An 18116-nucleotide genomic window follows, 5' to 3' on the forward strand; every position below is an offset into this window, starting at 1 on the left:
TTAACTTTTTTCGTTTGCTTGGCTTGCTCCCCGAAGCGAGATGCGCATTGTACAGATAGGTTTTTCATCGTCAACCAGTTTTTATAAAATATTTCAGAAATAAGATAGTTTTGTGATCTTTTGACTGAACTGTAATCAAAAAGGCGTTTTAATAGACGTTTTTGGGCAACCGAACTCGGTTAGCTATAGAAAATTAAGGATTAGTAATGGCATTACACGCATATAAAGGTATTACACCGACACTCGCAGAAAACTGTTACATCGATAACAGTGCCGTGTTGTATGGTGACATCACACTGGGCAAAGACACCAGTATCTGGCCCTTGGTTGCAGCCCGTGGCGACGTAAATCATATTCGCATTGGCGAGCGCACCAATGTTCAGGATGGCTCAGTATTGCATGTCACCCGCACATCGGAGCGCTTTCCCGCAGGGTTCCCACTCATCATTGGTGATGATGTCACTATAGGGCATAAATGTATGTTGCATGGTTGCACATTAGGCAATCGAATTCTTGTCGGCATGGGCGCGATTATCATGGATGGTGCTGTTATTGAAGACGATGTTTTTATTGGCGCTGGCACCGTAGTGCCTCCCAATAAAGTATTGGAAAGTGGATACCTCTATGTGGGCAACCCGATGACTCAGCGTCGCAAATTAACTGATGACGAAGTCAGTTTCTTAAAACAGTCAGCGGTTAACTACGTCAAGCTCAAAAATGAGTATATCGATGAGCATGGATAAACCAGTGAATTAAACGTGTCGTCAGTACAGTGGTAGTAACAATAAAAAGTATTAAAGTGAGATGTCTCTTATCAATGTTGAAAAGGATGTTCATGTGCGGGAATTAACGGCTCTGGAGTGTGAGCAGGTATTTGGTGGTGCGCCAGGTTGGTTAGCATGGGTCAATGACGGCTCTCAGAATAACCCTTACGCTGCTGACGTTAGTGTACTAGGGCAGCCTTCACGACATGCGACGCCACTCAGTTCAGTGTATCGAGAGTCTTTCGGGTGCTACATCACTGATTGGGGCGAACACTATTAAGTGATGTAACGGGCTACAACTGCTGGCGTAGGTGTTTAATTACTTCCGCACTATCTGGTTTATGGCCAGTCCACATCTCGAAGCTTAACGCCGCCTGCCCCACCAACATACCTAGCCCGTCCGACACAGCCGTCGCACCGTTATCCAGCGCCCAGTCTAAAAATGGCTTTCTTTGTGGCGCGTACACCATGTCATACACCAGTTGAGATCCTTTAACGATAGAGGGTAGAAGCTCAGGTACCTGATTGGTTAGGCTCAACGATGTTGCATTAATAATGATATCAAACGAATCCTCGGTCAATGTATGAAACGATTCCAAAGACAGTGACGATGGAGCCCGCACTGCACGATGAATGGCTTCTAGCGCGTTGGCTTTATGAACCGTTCGATTAACGATAGTCAGATGCTTTGGCATTTCAGCTAACAGACTCGGTAACACCCCTCTTGCCGCACCACCAGCGCCAATTAACAGCACTCGAGACCCGTGAATACGAATGTGCTGCGAAAGGATATCGTCAATCAATCCACCACCGTCCGTATTGTGACCTAAGATCACGCCATCTGGCTGCTTATGTAAGGTATTGACCGCGCCGGTCAGTTCGGCAATAGGCGTTAACGCATCCGCGAAAGCGTGTGCGTCAAGCTTGCATGGAGCAGTGACATTACACCCCCTCGCTTCCATTTGACTCAGGAAAGCCCTTGCCATGGTGTTGAAATGCCCTTCTTCCACCAGCAAAGGCTGGTAATCAATCGAGAGGCCGCATTGCCGCGCAAACGCATGATGTATTTGAGGAGACTTGCTTTGCTGAATGGGGTTTCCAAAAACGGCGAGCTTGATCATCTTATCTGTATTATTGAGCGTCTATTACAACGCACGATAGCGCAAATCGCCTGCATTTTGTATCTGCATGGTAAAATGAAAAAGCCTCATCACCACCAAATGATAAGAGGCTTTACACATATACCTAAACGCTAGAATGCGTAACCCACTGACACCGTGTAGACAAAAGGATCAATATCTACACCGACACTACCGGGCGCATTCGCAGCGCCTAGTGCAGCGTTGTTTAAGGTAAATGTTGCATCTGTACTGATAGCGATATAACGCGCTGACGCGTTGATAAGCCATTTGCTGCCCAACCGGTAATCAAACCCAACTTGAGCACTCCAGCCAAATGAATTATCAAGCCCTAAGTCACTAAAACCAAGTGACTCGTTTGAATCAGTAAACGCTTCATCATAAATGAAAGTGTAGTTTAAGCCCGCACCAACGTAAGGCTGAAACTGCGCGGTGTGATGGTTAAAAAAGTAATTTACCGTCACGGTCGGGGGCAAGTGTGTAACTTCGCCAAGCTTACCAAGACCAAGCGGGTTGTTATTCACATGCACGTCATGCGTAAATGGCGTCGCGGCGAGAACTTCGACATTCAAATTATTGCTAAAAAAGTAGGCTACGTTTAACCCTAACTGGGTATCGTTGCTAATGTTAAGCCCAAAACCTAGGTCGCCACCTGCCACACTGACGTTTGACGTCGCTTCGTCCGGTGCAACGCGAGTCACGCCCGCCCGAACAACAAAATCACCTTTATCGTAAGCCACCACAAGATGACTGGTAAATAGTGTGGCGACGGCGACAGCCAATATTGATTTTTTCATTACTTTCTCTCTGCATTGACAATTGATGTGCGCACTATAGGCGTTTCGCAGAGATAAAAATTGATCTGGAACAACAGTTAAATAGATGCGGTAATTGATACCTATTAACGTTGATCTGCATCAATCAGAGCAGCATGTTTCGCCGGACAATTACCACTGAGCTGGCTTTAACCAAGACTGTAATTGTGCTTCGGCTGACTCTGGTTCAGGTTGATAGGCATATTGCCACCGCGCGAGAGGAGGCATTGACATTAAGATCGACTCGGTTCGCCCGCCGCTCTGCAGGCCGAATAAAGTTCCCCGGTCGTAAACAAGGTTAAACTCCACGTAGCGACCTCGACGATATAACTGAAACTGGCGCTCGCGCTCACCATACGGTGTGTCTTTACGACGCTGCATAATCGGCGCGTAGGCTTGGGTATAGCCATTTCCAACGGCTCGCATGAAAGCGAAGCTCTTTTCAAAACCCCACTGATTGAGGTCGTCAAAAAACAACCCTCCAACACCACGCGTTTCATTGCGGTGCGGTAAGTAGAAGTAACGGTCACACCACGCTTTATACTCACTGTAAACCGTTTCCCCGAAAGGCCCGCACAAGTCTTTCGCGACTTGATGCCAATGCACCACATCTTGTTCAAATGGATAGAACGGCGTTAAGTCAAATCCTCCCCCGAACCACCAAATCGGATCAGCGCCCGCTTTCTCAGCAACGAAAAATCGAACATTTGCATGAGATGTTGGGATGTAGGGGTTATTCGGGTGGATAACCAACGAAACCCCCATGGCCTGAAATTGCCTGCCGGCCAGCTCAGGACGCGCAGCGGTAGCAGACGCTGGCATTTTATTGCCAAATACATGAGAAAAGTTAACTCCGCCTTGCTCGATAACATGCCCACCCGTTAGCACTCTGGAGCGTCCGCCGCCGCCTTCTTCTCGCTGCCATTCATCAAGTTTAAATTGTCCGGCACCATCGATGCGCTCTAGGTCCGAACAAATCGATTGCTGAAGGGACAAGAGGTAAGTTTTAACTTGGTCTATTTGTACTGGCGAAATGGGGTCAAGTGAATATGACGTTTTACTCATAGATTACTTCTGTGCTGGCTGCGTATAGTGACAGTCTGGTTGTGGGCATTGCCATTGATTGTTGATGTCTACCAGTATACCCCATCCGCACTGGCTACAGCTATTGCCAACCGGCTTATGATTCACCACGTATTTGCAGCGCGGATATTGGTTGCAACTATAAAAGACTTTACCGAATCGGTTAGTTCGCTTGACTAACTTCCCCGCTGAGCAAGCCGGACAGTTAACCTCGGTGTTCGCTTGCGGTTTAAGCGATGTGATGTGGTGGCACTCTGGTGCGTTGGTGCAGCCAATAAACAGCCCATACCGCCCCTTCTTTATGGCCAATGAATGTTCGCACTCAGGGCAAAGAGAACCGTCAATCTGTTTCAGCGTTTGTGTTTCGGTATCGTGCAACGGTTTGGTGTAGTCGCACTCGGGGTAGGTTGCACAACCGATGAAAGCGCCTTTTTTACTGCGCCTGATCACCAGTTGCGCGTCACACTTGGGGCACGCACCAAAAGCATCCGCTAAGGCATGATTATGTGCTCCAAACAGAGCATGATCAATTTTACTCACGCGATGCCGAACAAAAAACGCGTTTAATGCAACACACCATTTGAATCGTCAAACAGGAGATCTTCCATCTGCGCATAGGCATTCTCTTTGCCTGGTACATTAAACAGCACCATTAACACCACCCATTTGAGATCCTCTAAGCAAAACTCGGCTGCGTCTATCTCCATAACACGGTCGATAACCATTTCCCGAGTACTCCCATCAAGCACACCAACTTGTTCTAGAAACATTAAGAAACCGCGACACTCAAGGTCAAGGCGCATTTCTTCTTCGTAGGTATACACGCGTGTAACGCTTGAAACCACGCCCTTGGTTAAATAAGGCTTAATATCTGTTTCTTGCAACGCTGCTAGCTTCTCTAACCACGCTAGCGCTTTGTATATCTCATCATGGTGAAAACCTGCACGCACAAGCTCTTCGGTCAATTCATCTTGATCGACATGAATTTCAGTTTCGCTATGGATAAAGTTTTCGAACAGGTACATGAGGATATCGAACATATTATTTTCCCCTCAATTTGACGTAGCCACCGGGAACCGACGCTACTAAACCTCGCAACTCATATTCTAATAATTGCGCCAGTACATCTTGAACTGCTAGCGCGCTGCGTTTGGCAATGACGTCTATTTCTGTAACGTCATAATCTACACTAGCTAACAATGCTTCCGATGCCAAGCCCGATGTGGGACTTTTTTTCGTGACTTCAAGGTAAGGTTGAATACCGGCTAGATTAAGGTGCTGATATTCTTCAAGAATGTCTTCATCATTGAGGATAAGCTTTGCGCCTTGTTGGATCAGGTAATGACACCCTTCTGAATTGCGAGACTGAATATTGCCGGGCACAGCAAACACATCTCGGTTTTGCTCCAGGGCCATTCTGGCAGTGATCAATGAGCCACTCTTTAATGCAGCCTCTACCACCACTGTGCCAAGAGACAACCCACTCACAATTCGGTTCCGCCGCGGGAAATGCTCTGCTTTTGCGGAAGTACCGGGGAAGAATTCGCTGACCAACAACCCTGCATTCTTGGTTATTTCAGCATACAGCGCATGGTTGCGTTTCGGATAGATTTGGTCGATCCCACAGCCCAGAACCGCCAGTGTGCGGCCGCCAACCGCCAACGCACCTCGATGTGCCGCTGCGTCGATACCCATCGCCAAACCGCTTGTCACGGTTATTCCTCGACCGGCAAGTGAGTGCGCTAATTGGTGCGCTGTCGTTTTACCTGTGTGAGTTGTATAGCGACTGCCGACAATCGCTATCTGGTGTGATGTTAAAAGGGCTCGATTACCCTGCAAAAATAGAACTAATGGCGGAGAAGCAATCTGTTTCAGCAACGGTGGATAGTCATCATCATGAATGCAGACAACATATTGCTCCAACTCGGGGTGATGCCATAACAACGCTTGCTTGACGGGCTTTGCAAGATCCCTTAGCGGCCTACAAAGTTCCTTGACTTCCGCAGGAGAGAAACCCATTCGCGCCAACTGAGCAGGTGTGCGTTTCGCAATCTCAGGTAGGGTCAGCTTTTCCGCGTTAAGCAGTGTAAATAGTCGTCTCGGCCCCCCTGAAACACTATACGACAGCCGGATTAAAAAAGCGTGATGCGCCGAGCAGGTTTGTTCAAGTGGCGATGCCATCAAGTGCCCTCCGTGGCACCCTTGTCATCAGATAAAGGTGCGTTAGTTAAGGCGCCCCAACAATGGCACCATTTTTAACCAGTTCGCTCGCTCGTGTGATCATGGCGTAGCTGGCTTTATCGAACGTTTTGAAGACCATGGCCTCACCGATTTTCAGTGCAGGCTGCGTAATGGTGTTGCCATCATCAAACGCACTTTTCAATACATGGCTTTCGTCATCATATTGCGGCTTATCACCGTCGTAGATGGTGGGCCCCTGAAGGTAGATACCTAACACCATGCCGGGCACGACATCTCGATCGCCTAAGTCAAGGATCACAACATCATGCTTTCCTAACAGGCTGCGCTGATGCAGATTACTAACCACCTCACCTCTCACCTTGCGGGAGGCTGGCACTAGCTCCATTTGTTCTGGCGTTTGTACCGTTTGCTGAAACAGTTTGTCACCCCGCTTCGCTTCGTAATTGCTTTGCTGCACTTTAACCAACCACTCAGACTCAGGTTGGACATCAGTGACCGCAGCATCAGCAACGTGGCGAACCTGAATACCAATTTCATTTCCGAAGCGGTCGTATAGCGTATCCTGCTTTCGCACCACACTGTACTGATCTGTCGATCGGCCTCGTGCTCTCGCTAATACAATGTCATCTGAAATAAAGCGAATGTCACCGGTCGTGTTCCCAAGCAGATGCGGAAGCCGGTCGTAGTCATCGACTGACATAATCAAGTCATTGTTTAAATAGGGGGCTATCGCCGACCAAGCCAACAGAGGAATAGCGCCCGCCTTCGTGGTTCTCGATGCGCTGGGAGATAACCTAATTTGGCGTTTGTCTGAGCGCGTGAGCGCGATATAGGGTTGACCATCTTGCCACTTTAATTGCAGCACATCACCGGGATAAATGAGATGAGGATTAAGGACTTGTGTATTAGTGCGCCACAACTCCGGCCACAGCCACGGTTCATTCAAAAACAAACTTGAGATGTCCCATAGCGTATCACCCTGTTCTACCACGTAGGTATCAGGTGCCGTTGGCTTGACTTCAATCTGCTGTGCAAAACAGCACATTGGTGCCAGCATTATCAGCCACAATGCAAATAAGTTTAGTTTTCGCATAACATCCTCTTCAGAGACTCTTTATCGGTCTTTATGCAAATTTCCTAAGAAACCCTGCATACAAACGCGGTAATGCGCTAGAATAATAGCGTTTTACACCATGTAAAGCGTGTTATGTCACGTTTCGTATGGGAATTGATACTGAATAAGAGTGTAGTTGATAAATACGATGGCAATATTAGAAGTCTTAAGTTTTCCTGATGAGCGGTTACGCACCGTTGCGCAGCCCGTTGAAAAGGTTGACGCTGAAGTTAAGCAGCTTGTTAGTGACATGTTTGAAACCATGAAAGAAGAAAATGGTATCGGCCTGGCTGCAACTCAGGTCAACGTGCATCGCCGCGTTGTCGTTATGGATGTTTCTGAAACGCAGGACACACCTCGCGTGTTTATTAATCCAGAAATCATTGATAAGAAAGGAAGTACCATCAGCGAAGAAGGTTGCCTTTCTGTTCCTGGTAATTACGCCAAGGTGGAGCGCGCAGAGTGGGTAAAAGTCAGTGCGCTTGATGTAGACGGTAACACTTTCGAACTCGAGGCTGACGGCCTATTAGCGATTTGTATTCAGCACGAGCTGGACCATCTAAGCGGCGTGTTGTTTGTAGATTACTTATCGCCACTGAAACGACAGCGGATCCGCAAAAAGCTTGAGAAAGAAGCTCGCCTCTCGGCTCGAGCATAATCATGCGCATCATTTTTGCTGGCACACCCGATTTCGCTGCGACGCATCTCACCGCGTTGCTGAACACTGAGCATCAAATCGTTGCAGTTTATACCCAGCCAGATAGACCCGCAGGCCGCGGCAAGCAGTTGCAAGCCAGTCCGGTTAAGCGAGTCGCAGCAGCGCACAATTTACCCGTATTGCAGCCCGAATCACTACGCTCAGAAGAAGCGGCAGCGTTACTACGTAATTTCAACGCTGATGTGATGGTGGTGGTTGCCTACGGGATTATACTGCCGCGCTCTATTCTAACTGCGCTTCCGAAAGGCTGCCTGAATGTACATGGCTCACTATTACCTAAATGGCGTGGCGCTGCACCAATACAGCGCTCGCTTTGGGCTGGAGACACAGTTACCGGCGTCACGATCATGCAGATGGACGAAGGGCTCGATACAGGCGCGATGCTATACAAACAAGAAGTCGCTATTGCTGCCCACGACACCAGTGCTTCGCTTTACACAAAACTTGCAGAGGTCGGCCCCACCGCATTAATCCACACGCTAGCGCAATTAGACGCCATCCAACCACAATCGCAGGATGACGCTCAAGCCAGTTATGCGAAAAAGCTGAGCAAACCCGAAGCCGAGCTTGATTGGCAGCAAAGCGCTGCTCAGTTGGAGCGTAACGTGCGTGCTTTTAACCCTTGGCCAGTGGCTTGGTTTACTCATAACGAAACCGTTATCAAGGTGTGGAAAAGCAGTATCATCGACACAGTTTCACCCGGCTCGGCTCAAGCAGGATCGATTGTCCATGCAGATAAAGAAGGTATTTGCGTGATGACGGGCAACGGTGTTTTACGCCTAGAGCAATTGCAGTTTCCCGGCAAAAAACCCGCTCACGCTGCGCAAGTACTAAATGGTCGCGCTGATTGGTTCACCACGGGTACATTACTCAAGTGAGTCAAGCGCAAAAACAGGCCGCAAAATTGCGAGCTGATGCAGCCTTAGTCTTGCATGCCATTCTAGAGCAAGGGCAGTCGAGCCGACATTGTTTGTCTGAAAGACAGCATGCTTACGCACAGTCACGCGACAAAGCATGGCTCCAGCAAATGGTTTTTGGCTGCCTACGCCACCTTCCCACCTTACAGTTTTGGATACGATCGCTGCTTCAAAAACCGCTGAAAGGGAATAAAAAGGTCGTTGAACACTTACTCATGGTGGGCTTGTACCAACTAGCATTTTCTCGAGTTTCGCCACATGCTGCTATCTCAGAAACCGTCAATGCGGTGAAACTGCTGCGTGCAGATTCGTTACGCGGCTTGGTTAATGCCGTGTTGAGACAATTCCAACGCGACAAAATGCATCAAACTCTACCAGATAATCCTGCTGCCCTAGCTGGCATGTCGAATTGGATCTATCAGGCTATTGCTGAACATTATCCTGCGGATAAAGACCTCATTCTAGATGCTAGTAACCGCCCTGCGCCGCTTTGGTTACGCGTGAATCAAATGCAGATTTCGCGCACAGATTTTGCTGCAGCGCTCGCTGCTGAGAAGATTTCTGTTGAATTATCAATTAATCACCCTCAGGCAGTTATTGTGCAAGGCGTTGGAGATATCACTCAACTTCCCGGCTATGACAACGGCTGGTTTGCGGTGCAAGACGGCGCCGCACAACTCGCTGCGCATTATTTGGCGCCTCAAGCGCAGGAACGCATCTTAGACTGTTGTGCAGCGCCCGGCGGAAAAACGAGTCACTTGCTGGAAATTGCCCCAACCATTGACTGCGTAGCCCTTGATAATGACGCACAGCGTTTGAAGCGTGTAGAAGATAATTTGAATCGGCTTAAACACAGCGCCACCTTACTCTGCGCGGACGCCGCACTCACTGATGATTGGTGGGATGGCATCGCGTTTGACCGCATTTTATTGGATGCTCCCTGCTCCGCTACCGGCGTCATCCGTCGTCACCCCGATATTCGATGGCTGCGTAAACGAACCGACATCGACACACTGGTCAACGTACAGGCAACGATTTTGCGCGCTCTGTGGCGCTGTTTAAAACCGGGGGGCACACTATTGTATGCAACCTGCTCAATTTTGCCGTCCGAAAACACCCAACAAGTGCAGCGGTTCTTGGCTGAGACCGCTGATGCCCAGCTTGATCCCATCACAGACTCGGAAACAGTTGAGTTCCCCGGCCGTCAGATACTGCCCGGCGAAGAACAAATGGATGGTTTCTATTACGCCAGACTGATAAAGTCGGAGGCGCTATCAAAACAATAACAGGCTCTTGGTTGCGGGTACTTAACGCATGAAAATTATCATAGTCGGCGCAGGACAAGTTGGTGGAACCCTGGCAGAAAACTTGGTTGGCGAAAAGAACGAAATCACCGTTGTCGACGCGAACAACGAGACTCTGCGAGAACTGCAAGATCGGCTCGATCTTAAAGTCGTCACAGGTGTGGGTTCTCATCCTGATGTGTTAAAGCAAGCCGGGGCCGAAGACGCTGATATGCTCATTGCCGTGACAAACAGTGACGAGAGCAATATGCTTGCCTGCCAAGTAGCGCACAGTCTTTACAACACACCGACTAAAATCGCGCGCGTACGCTCCGAAGAGTATCTGAATCATCAAGAAGCGCTATTTCAGCCAGATGATATCCCTATCGACCATGTTATCGCACCAGAGCAGTTAGTGACTCAAGCCATAAAGCGCCTTATCGATTACCCTGGAGCGCTGCAAGTGGTTGAGTTTGCCGAAGGAAAGGCCAGCTTGGTTGCGGTGAAGGCTTATTACGGCGGTCTGTTGGTAGGCCATGCCCTGTCCGCATTGAAAGAACACATGCCCAACGTAGAGACTCGCGTTGCCGCTATTTATCGTCGCGGTAAACCAATCCGTCCTTTGGGTACCACCATTATTGAGGCTGATGACGAAGTATTCTTCATCGCCGCCAGCAAGCATATTCGGGCCGTAATGAGCGAACTTCAAAAGCTGGAGTCCAGCTACAAGCGCATCATGATTGCTGGTGGTGGTCTGATCGGTGCAGGGCTCGCGAAGCGGCTTGAACATAAGCACAATGTAAAACTGATTGAGTACAATCACGAGCGCGCCAAATATCTTGCCGCACATCTGGACAAAACCATTGTCTTTCACGGTGACGCGTCAGACTCAGAGCTGTTAACGGAAGAAAACGTTGAACAGGTTGACGCCTTTATTGCTGTAACTAACGACGATGAAGCCAATATCATGTCAGCGATGTTGGCCAAGCGGCTTGGCGCACAAAAGGCGATGGTACTGATCCAACGTAGCGCATATGTTGATTTGGTCCAAGGCGGTGAAATCGATATTGCCGTGTCGCCACAACAAGCAACCATATCAGCTCTGCTCACACACGTTCGGCGTGGTGATATTGTTAATGTATATTCCTTGCGGCGCGGAGCAGCCGAAGCTATCGAAGCGATTGCACATGGCGATGCAAACACCTCAAAAGTGGTCGGGCGCGAAATTAAAGACATTAAACTACCGCCGGGCACCACGATTGGCGCTGTGGTACGTGATGATGCGGTGATCATTGCTCATAGCAATACCGTGATCGAAGCAAACGACCACGTTATTTTGTTTCTCGTCGATAAAAAGTTCATTGGCGATGTAGAGAAGCTATTCCAACCTAGCGCGTTCTTCTTTGGTTAACGTTAATTCGCGCTTGTTGATTTTTGCACCTGCAATTCATCAGCAATTGGGTTCAATACCGAGCATGGCAATAGACGATACCCTTCTGGCACTTTACCATACACGGTGATCAATTTTGCTTGATAGACTTGGCGTAACATCTGACAAGTTGGTTTGATACTCGCATTCTGAAGCCGCGGTTCCGACATTAAGCACTGCTTCGCATGGCTATTGATGGTCTCCCTAGAGAACCCAGCACAGGGAAGTTCATCAACATTTTCATCCATTTCAGTTAATTGACCCAGAAATGCATCGCAACTGATCTGCTCGTAGTTGTCTGGCAGCTCGCCCATCCTCTGCGGTTCCGATACGCTGCGTAGCATCAGCTCGTAGAGCATATTGGCGGCGGCACAGTTGGAAAGAGAAGCCGTTGCGCGTCTATTGCTCGTAGTCTTAAGCGTAGTTGTAAGGCACGTTAACATATGGGTCGCTGTACCGTCATAGTTCAAACAAGATGACCATACAGGAGGTTCGCCATTAAGCTTAACTAACGCCTGAGCCAAAACGCGACAATCAGGGATATTTTCAGCAGATTCCTCAGCGTTCAGCCCATTCTTTCGCAATACGTTTCGATAAGTCTCCTGAAGCAAATTACATTGTGTTTTAGGTAACATCCCAAAGGGGTTAGTTGCATTGTGAGAATTCATGGTAGCCGTGCTAATACACTCAAACACGTCGCTTGCCGACGTTGGATCTGCCTGCAAACACTGCTTACTTGCGTGAGCCTGATTCAGAAAGAACAGTAAACTCAACAGACCGATGGCGTACCCAATTCTGGTATACCGCATCAGAATTCACTGTCTTCGATGTACTCAACAAGCACAAGTTTAATTTCAGCGAGCACCGCATCTTGTATGATTGTGTCGCGCTCACTCATAAACGTTGCTTTCGAATCATAGACTTTTTCGAATTGCACTGTGCGTGTAATTTCGACGCCCGTGCTCGGTTCAATGAGTTCAACGGAAGAATTCATCGTCACCATGACTTGTTGATTATCACCCCAAGCGTCTAACAACGCACTATCACGATTAAGTGAAGAATTGACTTCTGCAACCTTAGCGGCTTCTTCTCCAAACCCGAAAAGACTACCCACCTCTGAAACCAAGCTTAATCCCGCTGTTGCCATCTCTTTGGTGCTCATGCCATCTTTGTATTCAGCGAATTGAAACTGTGGTGAGGCAACACTGATCACGGGACCTTTCGCATCTCGGCGGTAACGTTTAGCTTTAAACTCACCACCACTATTAATGTGTTTAGCAGCAGCCTTTGTAACCGTAGAAAGATAATTTCCTTGTGCATCTCGGATTTTCTTCAGGTAAACAACGACTTCTTCATCATCAAACCCGTCTTGAGCATTGGCTAATACAGGTAAGAAGAATAAAAGCGTGAAAATAATAACAGTGCGAAAGTGAATGAATATCAACGTTGCTGTAGAGGGATAAAATACATAATTTTGTAAGGCAGGAGACATAATATAGAATTCCTTTTCGCTAGGTTTTCTCCTAGTCTAGACTCCCCCCTCAGGATTGTCTATTTTTTAATCAGCCGAGCACGAAACACGAGTCTGTATGCATGTTAACTGCGCCAGAACGTTGGCGAAAATAGCACCAACAGTGAGAAAATTTCCAGTCGCCCAAATAGCATTGCCAATACGAGTAACCACTTGCCAGTATCGGTGACATCTGCGTAGGTGGCGGCGACACTGCCTAAACCTGGGCCAAGGTTATTTAACGTCGCCGCCGTTGCTGTAAACGCCGTGATATCATCAAGTCCTGTGGCGATAAGGCCAATCATAATAACCACGAAGACAATCGCGTAAGCAGAGAAAAACCCCCATACCGCTTCGACGACCCGCTCGGGCATAGAACGGTCACCCAGCTTCACTGCATAAACAGCTTTGGGGTGGATAAGTCGATCCACTTCGCGTTTTCCTTGCAGGAACAGTAGGAACACGCGTATGACTTTCAGGCCTCCTCCCGTAGAGCCTGCACATCCGCCAATAAAGCTAGCGAATATCAGCATAATTGGCAAATAAGAGGGCCATTCAGCAAACGATGTCGTCGCGAATCCTGCGGTGGTGCTGATCGAAACCGCTTGAATCATCGCCTGATCCAAAGCTATTTCAGCGGTGGCATAGTACTCGTGACTGACCAGCACAAGAAAACACACAGTGATCAAGGTGAACTGAATAGCAAAGAAAGCTTTAAACTCAGGATCTCGCCAGTAGCCTTTTAGTGACCGCGACGTAGCTGCTGCAAAATGCAATGAGAAATTCAGGGCAGCAATCCATAAAAATATCACGCAAACGATATTAACGAGTGGGCTATTGAAATACCCTAGACTGGCGTCGTACGTGCTGAAGCCGCCGATGGCGATGGTTGAAAACGCGTGGCAAATGGCATCAAACCAACTCATCCCTGCCGCCCAATAAGCCACCGTACAGGCAAATGTAATCGCAAAATAGATGTACCATAGTTGCTTGGCAGTATCGGCAATGCGCGGCGTCATTTTAGAGTCCTTGACCGGGCCCGGCGTCTCTGCACGATAGAGTTGCATACCGCCCACGCCGAGTATCGGTAAAATAGCCACCGCAAGAACGATGATCCCCATTCCCCCCAGCCACTGCAATTGCTGGCGATAAAATTGCACAGCTTTGGGCAGGTATTCAATCCCTTCTATTACGGTAGCACCTGTCGTCGTCAACCCTGAAAAAGACTCGAAGAAGGCATCAGTCAAGCTCATTTGGGGTTGCTCTAACAGCACAAAGGGTAAGGCACCAAAGCTAGCAAGTACTGTCCAGAAGAGTACAACAATCAAGAAACCTTCTTTGGCGCGCAGATCGGTTCGATATTCGCGATTAGGATACCAAAACGCAGTCCCCGTAATGACGCATAGAATAAAGGCGAGAATGAATGGCAACCCGCTACCATCCTGGTACATTAGTGACACCAGCGCAGGCGGGATCATCGTGACACTAAAAAGCGCTACGAGTAATCCTAATATCCGGACAATAGACCGATACTGCATCTAAACAAAAACCAACCTTTGAGTGGCAAAGAATTTTGATTATGGTGATAAGCACTGAAAACATAAAGTGTTTTCTGGAATTTTGGTTTGCGGCTAGGGCACGTTGACTTATCAGGCACGTTTTTTCGGCGCCGAGGGACGATTTAAAAAGGCTAGTTGTAAGCAACGCCAATGTCTTCAGGTTCCGTCCATAGAACTCGATACAACAAGACAATTTTGTACCCTGCATCCCTTTCAAAAATAAAACCCTAATCGAATTCGAGACTTAGGAAAAATGTTAATAATTTATTAAATTTAATTGTTTACGTGAGCCAAGTTTATGGTAGATTAGCTGCCGTTTGGTGAAAAACCCATCAACATTATTTTGTTATCCACAACATTATTTTTTATCTTTTCTCGCAGGCACTGCACGAAAAATAGTTAAATTTACACTATTTTTCAGTAACTTAAACTTCCTGACACGCTGTTCAGAAATGTGTGTACACCGCGCTTATCACAGGGTTAGTCACAGACTTATCCACAACCTTTAAAATTGGCGGCACCGTGGTCTCGTCTGAGCAATTATGGCATCCTAGGCAGACTCTTTTTCGGGAACACGACTGATGTCTGCAGATTTAACTCCACCACTCATTCTAATTGATGGCTCTTCCTATCTATTCAGGGCATTTCATGGCTTACCGCCGCTAACGAATTCGAAAGGGCAAGATACCGGTGCCATTTATGGCGTGATCAATATGCTGAAAAGTCTTTTGAATGAGTACAACCCTTCTCACATCGCGGTGGTATTTGACGCGAAAGGGAAAACTTTTCGCGATGAGATATACACAGAATACAAAGCAAATCGCCCCCCCATGCCTGACGAATTGCGCAGCCAAATTGACCCCCTACACAATATTATCCGCGCCATGGGCTTACCCATTATCGTTGAGCCAAGCGTTGAAGCAGATGATGTGATTGGTACCCTCGCGCATCAAGCATCACAGCAGGGGATCGACACACTCATCAGCACCGGTGACAAAGATATGGCCCAGTTGGTGAACAAGCACGTTACGTTGATCAATACCATGAATAATCAAGTGATGGATGTGGCGGGCGTAGAGGAAAAGTTTGGCGTGCCACCGGAGCTCATCATTGATTTTCTCGCGCTAAAAGGCGACAAAGTAGACAATATTCCAGGCGTTCCTGGGATCGGTGACAAAAGCGCACAGGGCTTGTTGAAGGGTATTGGCGGAATCGATGCTATTTATGCCAACCTCGATAAAATTGCTGATCTTGATTTTCGTGGAGCAAAAACCTTAGCTAAGAAAATGGCGCCTTTTGAAGAACAGGCAAAGTTGTCTTATCAACTCGCCACTATCAAGCTCGACTTGAAACTAGATTATGAGCCTACAACGCTAACTCCAACCACGAAAAACACCCAAGCGTTGGCTGAGCTGTTCGCTGAATACGAGTTTAAAACCTGGTCGAGACAAATCGCGAGCGAACTGGCAGGTGAGGAAAATATCGACGAAAGCGCGTCCTCCTCAGCATCCTCCCAATCCGACACTACGTTTTCTCAAGGCGAGTATCAAACGATACTGACTCAGGAAGCATTAGATGCCTGGGTGGCTAAACTTCAAGAAGCCAGCATTTATGCCATCGACACAGAAACCACTAACGTGGATTATATGCAAGCCGAATTAGTCGGCTTGTCATTTTGCACCCAGGTGGGAGAAGCTGCTTATTTGCCTCTGGGGCACGATTACGCAGGCGCACCTGACCAGCTTGACCGACAAAAAGTGCTCGCCCAGTTAAAGCCCCTATTAGAAGATCCCGCACCGAAAAAAGTTGGCCAACATATCAAGTACGACATCAATGTACTGGCAAACTACGGCATTTCGCTTCGCGGTGTGGTTTATGACACTATGCTGGAGTCTTATGTGCTTAATAGCGTGGCTAGCCGGCATAATATGGATGCGTTAGCACTTGCCCATCTGGGGCACTCCACCATCGCGTTTGAGGACATTGCCGGAAAGGGCGCCAAGCAACTCACCTTCAACCAGATCGCATTGGAGCAAGCGGCGCCTTATGCCGCAGAAGATGCAGAGGTCACATTGGCACTTCACCAAGCCCTCTGGCCGCAACTTGAAGCACTCGACGATGTAAAATCTATCTATCAGACGATTGAGCAGCCGCTCATCCCAGTTTTGGCAAAAATGGAGCAAACCGGAGTACTCATTGATAGTCAGCAATTGGCTCAACAGTCACAGGCATTGGCACAGCGAATTATGGAGTTGGAGCAAGCGGTGCACGATGAGGCTGGCGAGCCGTTTAACTTAGGCTCAACCAAGCAACTACAACATATTCTATTTGAAAAGATGGCCTTACCGGTGGTGAAGAAAACACCCAAGGGAGCACCGTCGACATCAGAAGACGTGCTGCAAGAACTGGCACTGGAGTATCCGCTACCAAAGATGATCATGGAGTACCGCGGTTTAAGTAAGCTGAAAAATACTTACACCGACAAATTGCCAAAAATGATACATCATCGCACTGGCCGTGTGCATACTTCCTATCATCAGGCGGTTACGGCCACTGGGCGCCTTTCTTCCACCGACCCGAACCTACAGAACATTCCCATACGTACTGAAGAGGGTCGGCGAGTTCGGCAAGCATTCGTCGCACGCGAGGGCTTTACCATTGTTGCTGCCGACTATTCGCAAATTGAGCTTAGGATCATGGCGCATTTATCCGGTGATGCCGGTTTACAAACTGCATTTGCGACGGGTAAGGATATTCACGCGGCAACAGCGGCCGAGGTTTTCGGCGTCACTTTGGACGAAGTCAGTACTGAGCAGCGTCGCTCGGCCAAGGCGATAAATTTCGGACTTATTTATGGTATGTCTGCGTTCGGCCTTGCCAAGCAGTTAGGTGTTCCTCGCCACGAGGCGCAACATTACATGGATAAGTATTTTGAGCGTTACCCCGGCGTGTTGAACTATATGGAGGCGACGCGAGAAAACGCCAAGCAAGATGGTTACGTGAGCACAGTGTTCGGACGCCGTCTTTATTTACCCGATATAAAAGCGAGCAACGGCGCGCGCCGTAAAGGCGCTGAACGGGCGGCAATCAATGCCCCCATGCAAGGTACCGCAGCTGATATCATTAAACTCGCCATGTTAGCGGTCAGTGAATGGCTAGATAAGCAAACACCCGACACCGTCTATATGATCATGCAAGTACATGATGAACTTGTTTTTGAAATAAAAGAACAAAATGTAGAAAGCTATATCGAAGACATCAAACACTGCATGGAGAATGCCGCCTCCCTTTCTGTGCCGCTTGTAGTCGAAGCAGGTAAAGGAAAAAACTGGGATGAAGCTCATTAGCAGATGCATCAACAAGTAAATTTATCACTGTTTGGTAATTTTATTACATAAAGTGCTTGCATTTTGATGGAAGACCATTACCCTTTGCTAGGTAGGGTACAGAGGTTTTAAACGTGTGTTTCAGCCTTTGCTTTAACCCCAGCGTTTGCTGGGGTTTTTTTATGCCTGAAGAAATTGTTGAAAAAACTTTGAACTTTACGGATAGGCCGCACTCTGACTTATCGGTTTTTGTGTGT

The 18116-nt window shown here is 48.0% G+C and carries 17 protein-coding genes; 7 read left to right on the plus strand and 10 right to left on the minus strand.

What is annotated here, in order from left to right; translation table 11 throughout:
- The first annotated feature begins 206 nt into the window (after nucleotides 1-206).
- Both KIU71_RS09500 and KIU71_RS09505 read left to right on the plus strand, forming a co-directional pair.
- Nucleotides 207-743, plus strand: coding sequence for a gamma carbonic anhydrase family protein (locus KIU71_RS09500; protein WP_214131047.1), 537 nt, complete (start codon nucleotides 207-209; stop codon nucleotides 741-743).
- Between the two features lie 61 nt (nucleotides 744-804).
- A complete protein-coding gene (locus tag KIU71_RS09505) occupies nucleotides 805-1044 on the plus strand; it encodes a hypothetical protein (protein WP_214131048.1) in 240 nt (79 codons plus the stop codon).
- Nucleotides 1045-1057: 13 nt separating this feature from the next.
- Here the strand turns inward: KIU71_RS09505 and aroE are convergent, their stop codons facing one another.
- The 7 genes from aroE to KIU71_RS09540 all read right to left on the minus strand — a co-directional run bounded on the left by aroE (nucleotide 1058) and on the right by KIU71_RS09540 (nucleotide 7096).
- The gene (gene aroE / locus KIU71_RS09510) at nucleotides 1058-1885 is read right to left on the minus strand and encodes a shikimate dehydrogenase (protein ID WP_214131049.1); all 828 of its coding nucleotides are present in this window, start codon (nucleotides 1883-1885) and stop codon (nucleotides 1058-1060) included.
- Between the two features lie 131 nt (nucleotides 1886-2016).
- Nucleotides 2017-2700: an OmpW/AlkL family protein gene (locus KIU71_RS09515; protein WP_214131050.1), complete on the minus strand. Its 684-nt coding sequence runs from the start codon at nucleotides 2698-2700 to the stop codon at nucleotides 2017-2019.
- A gap of 150 nt (nucleotides 2701-2850) precedes the next feature.
- Entirely contained in the window at nucleotides 2851-3783 is a 933-nt protein-coding gene (gene hemF, locus KIU71_RS09520) for an oxygen-dependent coproporphyrinogen oxidase (RefSeq protein ID WP_214131051.1), read from the minus strand.
- Between the two features lie 3 nt (nucleotides 3784-3786).
- Nucleotides 3787-4341 (minus strand): DNA topoisomerase family protein, encoded by a 555-nt coding sequence (locus KIU71_RS09525; RefSeq protein ID WP_214131052.1) that lies wholly within the window; start codon nucleotides 4339-4341, stop codon nucleotides 3787-3789.
- Nucleotides 4342-4364: 23 nt separating this feature from the next.
- Nucleotides 4365-4841 carry a DUF494 family protein gene (locus tag KIU71_RS09530; protein ID WP_214131053.1) on the minus strand — a complete coding sequence of 159 codons (477 nt, stop codon included), beginning with the start codon at nucleotides 4839-4841 and terminating at the stop codon, nucleotides 4365-4367.
- Between the two features lies 1 nt (nucleotide 4842).
- Entirely contained in the window at nucleotides 4843-5982 is a 1140-nt protein-coding gene (gene dprA, locus KIU71_RS09535) for a DNA-processing protein DprA (RefSeq protein WP_214131054.1), read from the minus strand.
- Between the two features lie 46 nt (nucleotides 5983-6028).
- Nucleotides 6029-7096, minus strand: a complete 1068-nt coding sequence (locus KIU71_RS09540) for a LysM peptidoglycan-binding domain-containing protein (protein ID WP_214131055.1) — start codon at nucleotides 7094-7096, stop codon at nucleotides 6029-6031.
- A gap of 169 nt (nucleotides 7097-7265) precedes the next feature.
- On the opposite strand from KIU71_RS09540, the gene def reads away from it, so the two are divergent.
- Genes def through trkA form a run of 4 tightly spaced genes read left to right on the plus strand, consistent with a single transcriptional unit; the run spans nucleotide 7266 to nucleotide 11446 of the window.
- Nucleotides 7266-7775: a peptide deformylase gene (def, locus tag KIU71_RS09545; protein ID WP_214131056.1), complete on the plus strand. Its 510-nt coding sequence runs from the start codon at nucleotides 7266-7268 to the stop codon at nucleotides 7773-7775.
- A 2-nt stretch (nucleotides 7776-7777) separates the two neighbouring features.
- Entirely contained in the window at nucleotides 7778-8713 is a 936-nt protein-coding gene (gene fmt, locus KIU71_RS09550; protein WP_214131057.1) for a methionyl-tRNA formyltransferase, read from the plus strand.
- Nucleotides 8710-10038: a 16S rRNA (cytosine(967)-C(5))-methyltransferase RsmB gene (gene rsmB, locus KIU71_RS09555; protein WP_214131058.1), complete on the plus strand. Its 1329-nt coding sequence runs from the start codon at nucleotides 8710-8712 to the stop codon at nucleotides 10036-10038. Before fmt ends, rsmB begins: the two co-directional genes overlap by 4 nt.
- 28 nt (nucleotides 10039-10066) lie before the next feature.
- The gene (gene trkA / locus KIU71_RS09560) at nucleotides 10067-11446 is read left to right on the plus strand and encodes a Trk system potassium transporter TrkA (RefSeq protein ID WP_214131059.1); all 1380 of its coding nucleotides are present in this window, start codon (nucleotides 10067-10069) and stop codon (nucleotides 11444-11446) included.
- 2 nt (nucleotides 11447-11448) lie between these two features.
- Here trkA and KIU71_RS09565 read toward each other — a convergent pair whose 3' ends face one another.
- The 3 genes from KIU71_RS09565 to KIU71_RS09575 form a co-directional block, all read right to left on the minus strand.
- Complete coding sequence (locus KIU71_RS09565) at nucleotides 11449-12273, minus strand: hypothetical protein (protein ID WP_214131060.1); 825 nt, start codon at nucleotides 12271-12273, stop codon at nucleotides 11449-11451.
- Nucleotides 12273-12956: a hypothetical protein gene (locus KIU71_RS09570; RefSeq protein WP_214131061.1), complete on the minus strand. Its 684-nt coding sequence runs from the start codon at nucleotides 12954-12956 to the stop codon at nucleotides 12273-12275. The genes KIU71_RS09565 and KIU71_RS09570 overlap by 1 nt, the downstream gene beginning before the upstream one ends.
- A 104-nt stretch (nucleotides 12957-13060) precedes the next feature.
- Nucleotides 13061-14512, minus strand: a complete 1452-nt coding sequence (locus tag KIU71_RS09575) for a TrkH family potassium uptake protein (protein ID WP_214131062.1) — start codon at nucleotides 14510-14512, stop codon at nucleotides 13061-13063.
- A 602-nt stretch (nucleotides 14513-15114) separates the two neighbouring features.
- On the opposite strand from KIU71_RS09575, the gene polA reads away from it, so the two are divergent.
- Complete coding sequence (polA, locus tag KIU71_RS09580; protein ID WP_214131063.1) at nucleotides 15115-17880, plus strand: DNA polymerase I; 2766 nt, start codon at nucleotides 15115-15117, stop codon at nucleotides 17878-17880.
- Nucleotides 17881-18116: the final 236 nt, after the last annotated feature.

The organism is Alteromonas oceanisediminis (assembly GCF_018474025.1).
Taxonomy (GTDB): Bacteria; Pseudomonadota; Gammaproteobacteria; order Enterobacterales; family Alteromonadaceae; genus Alteromonas_E; species Alteromonas_E oceanisediminis.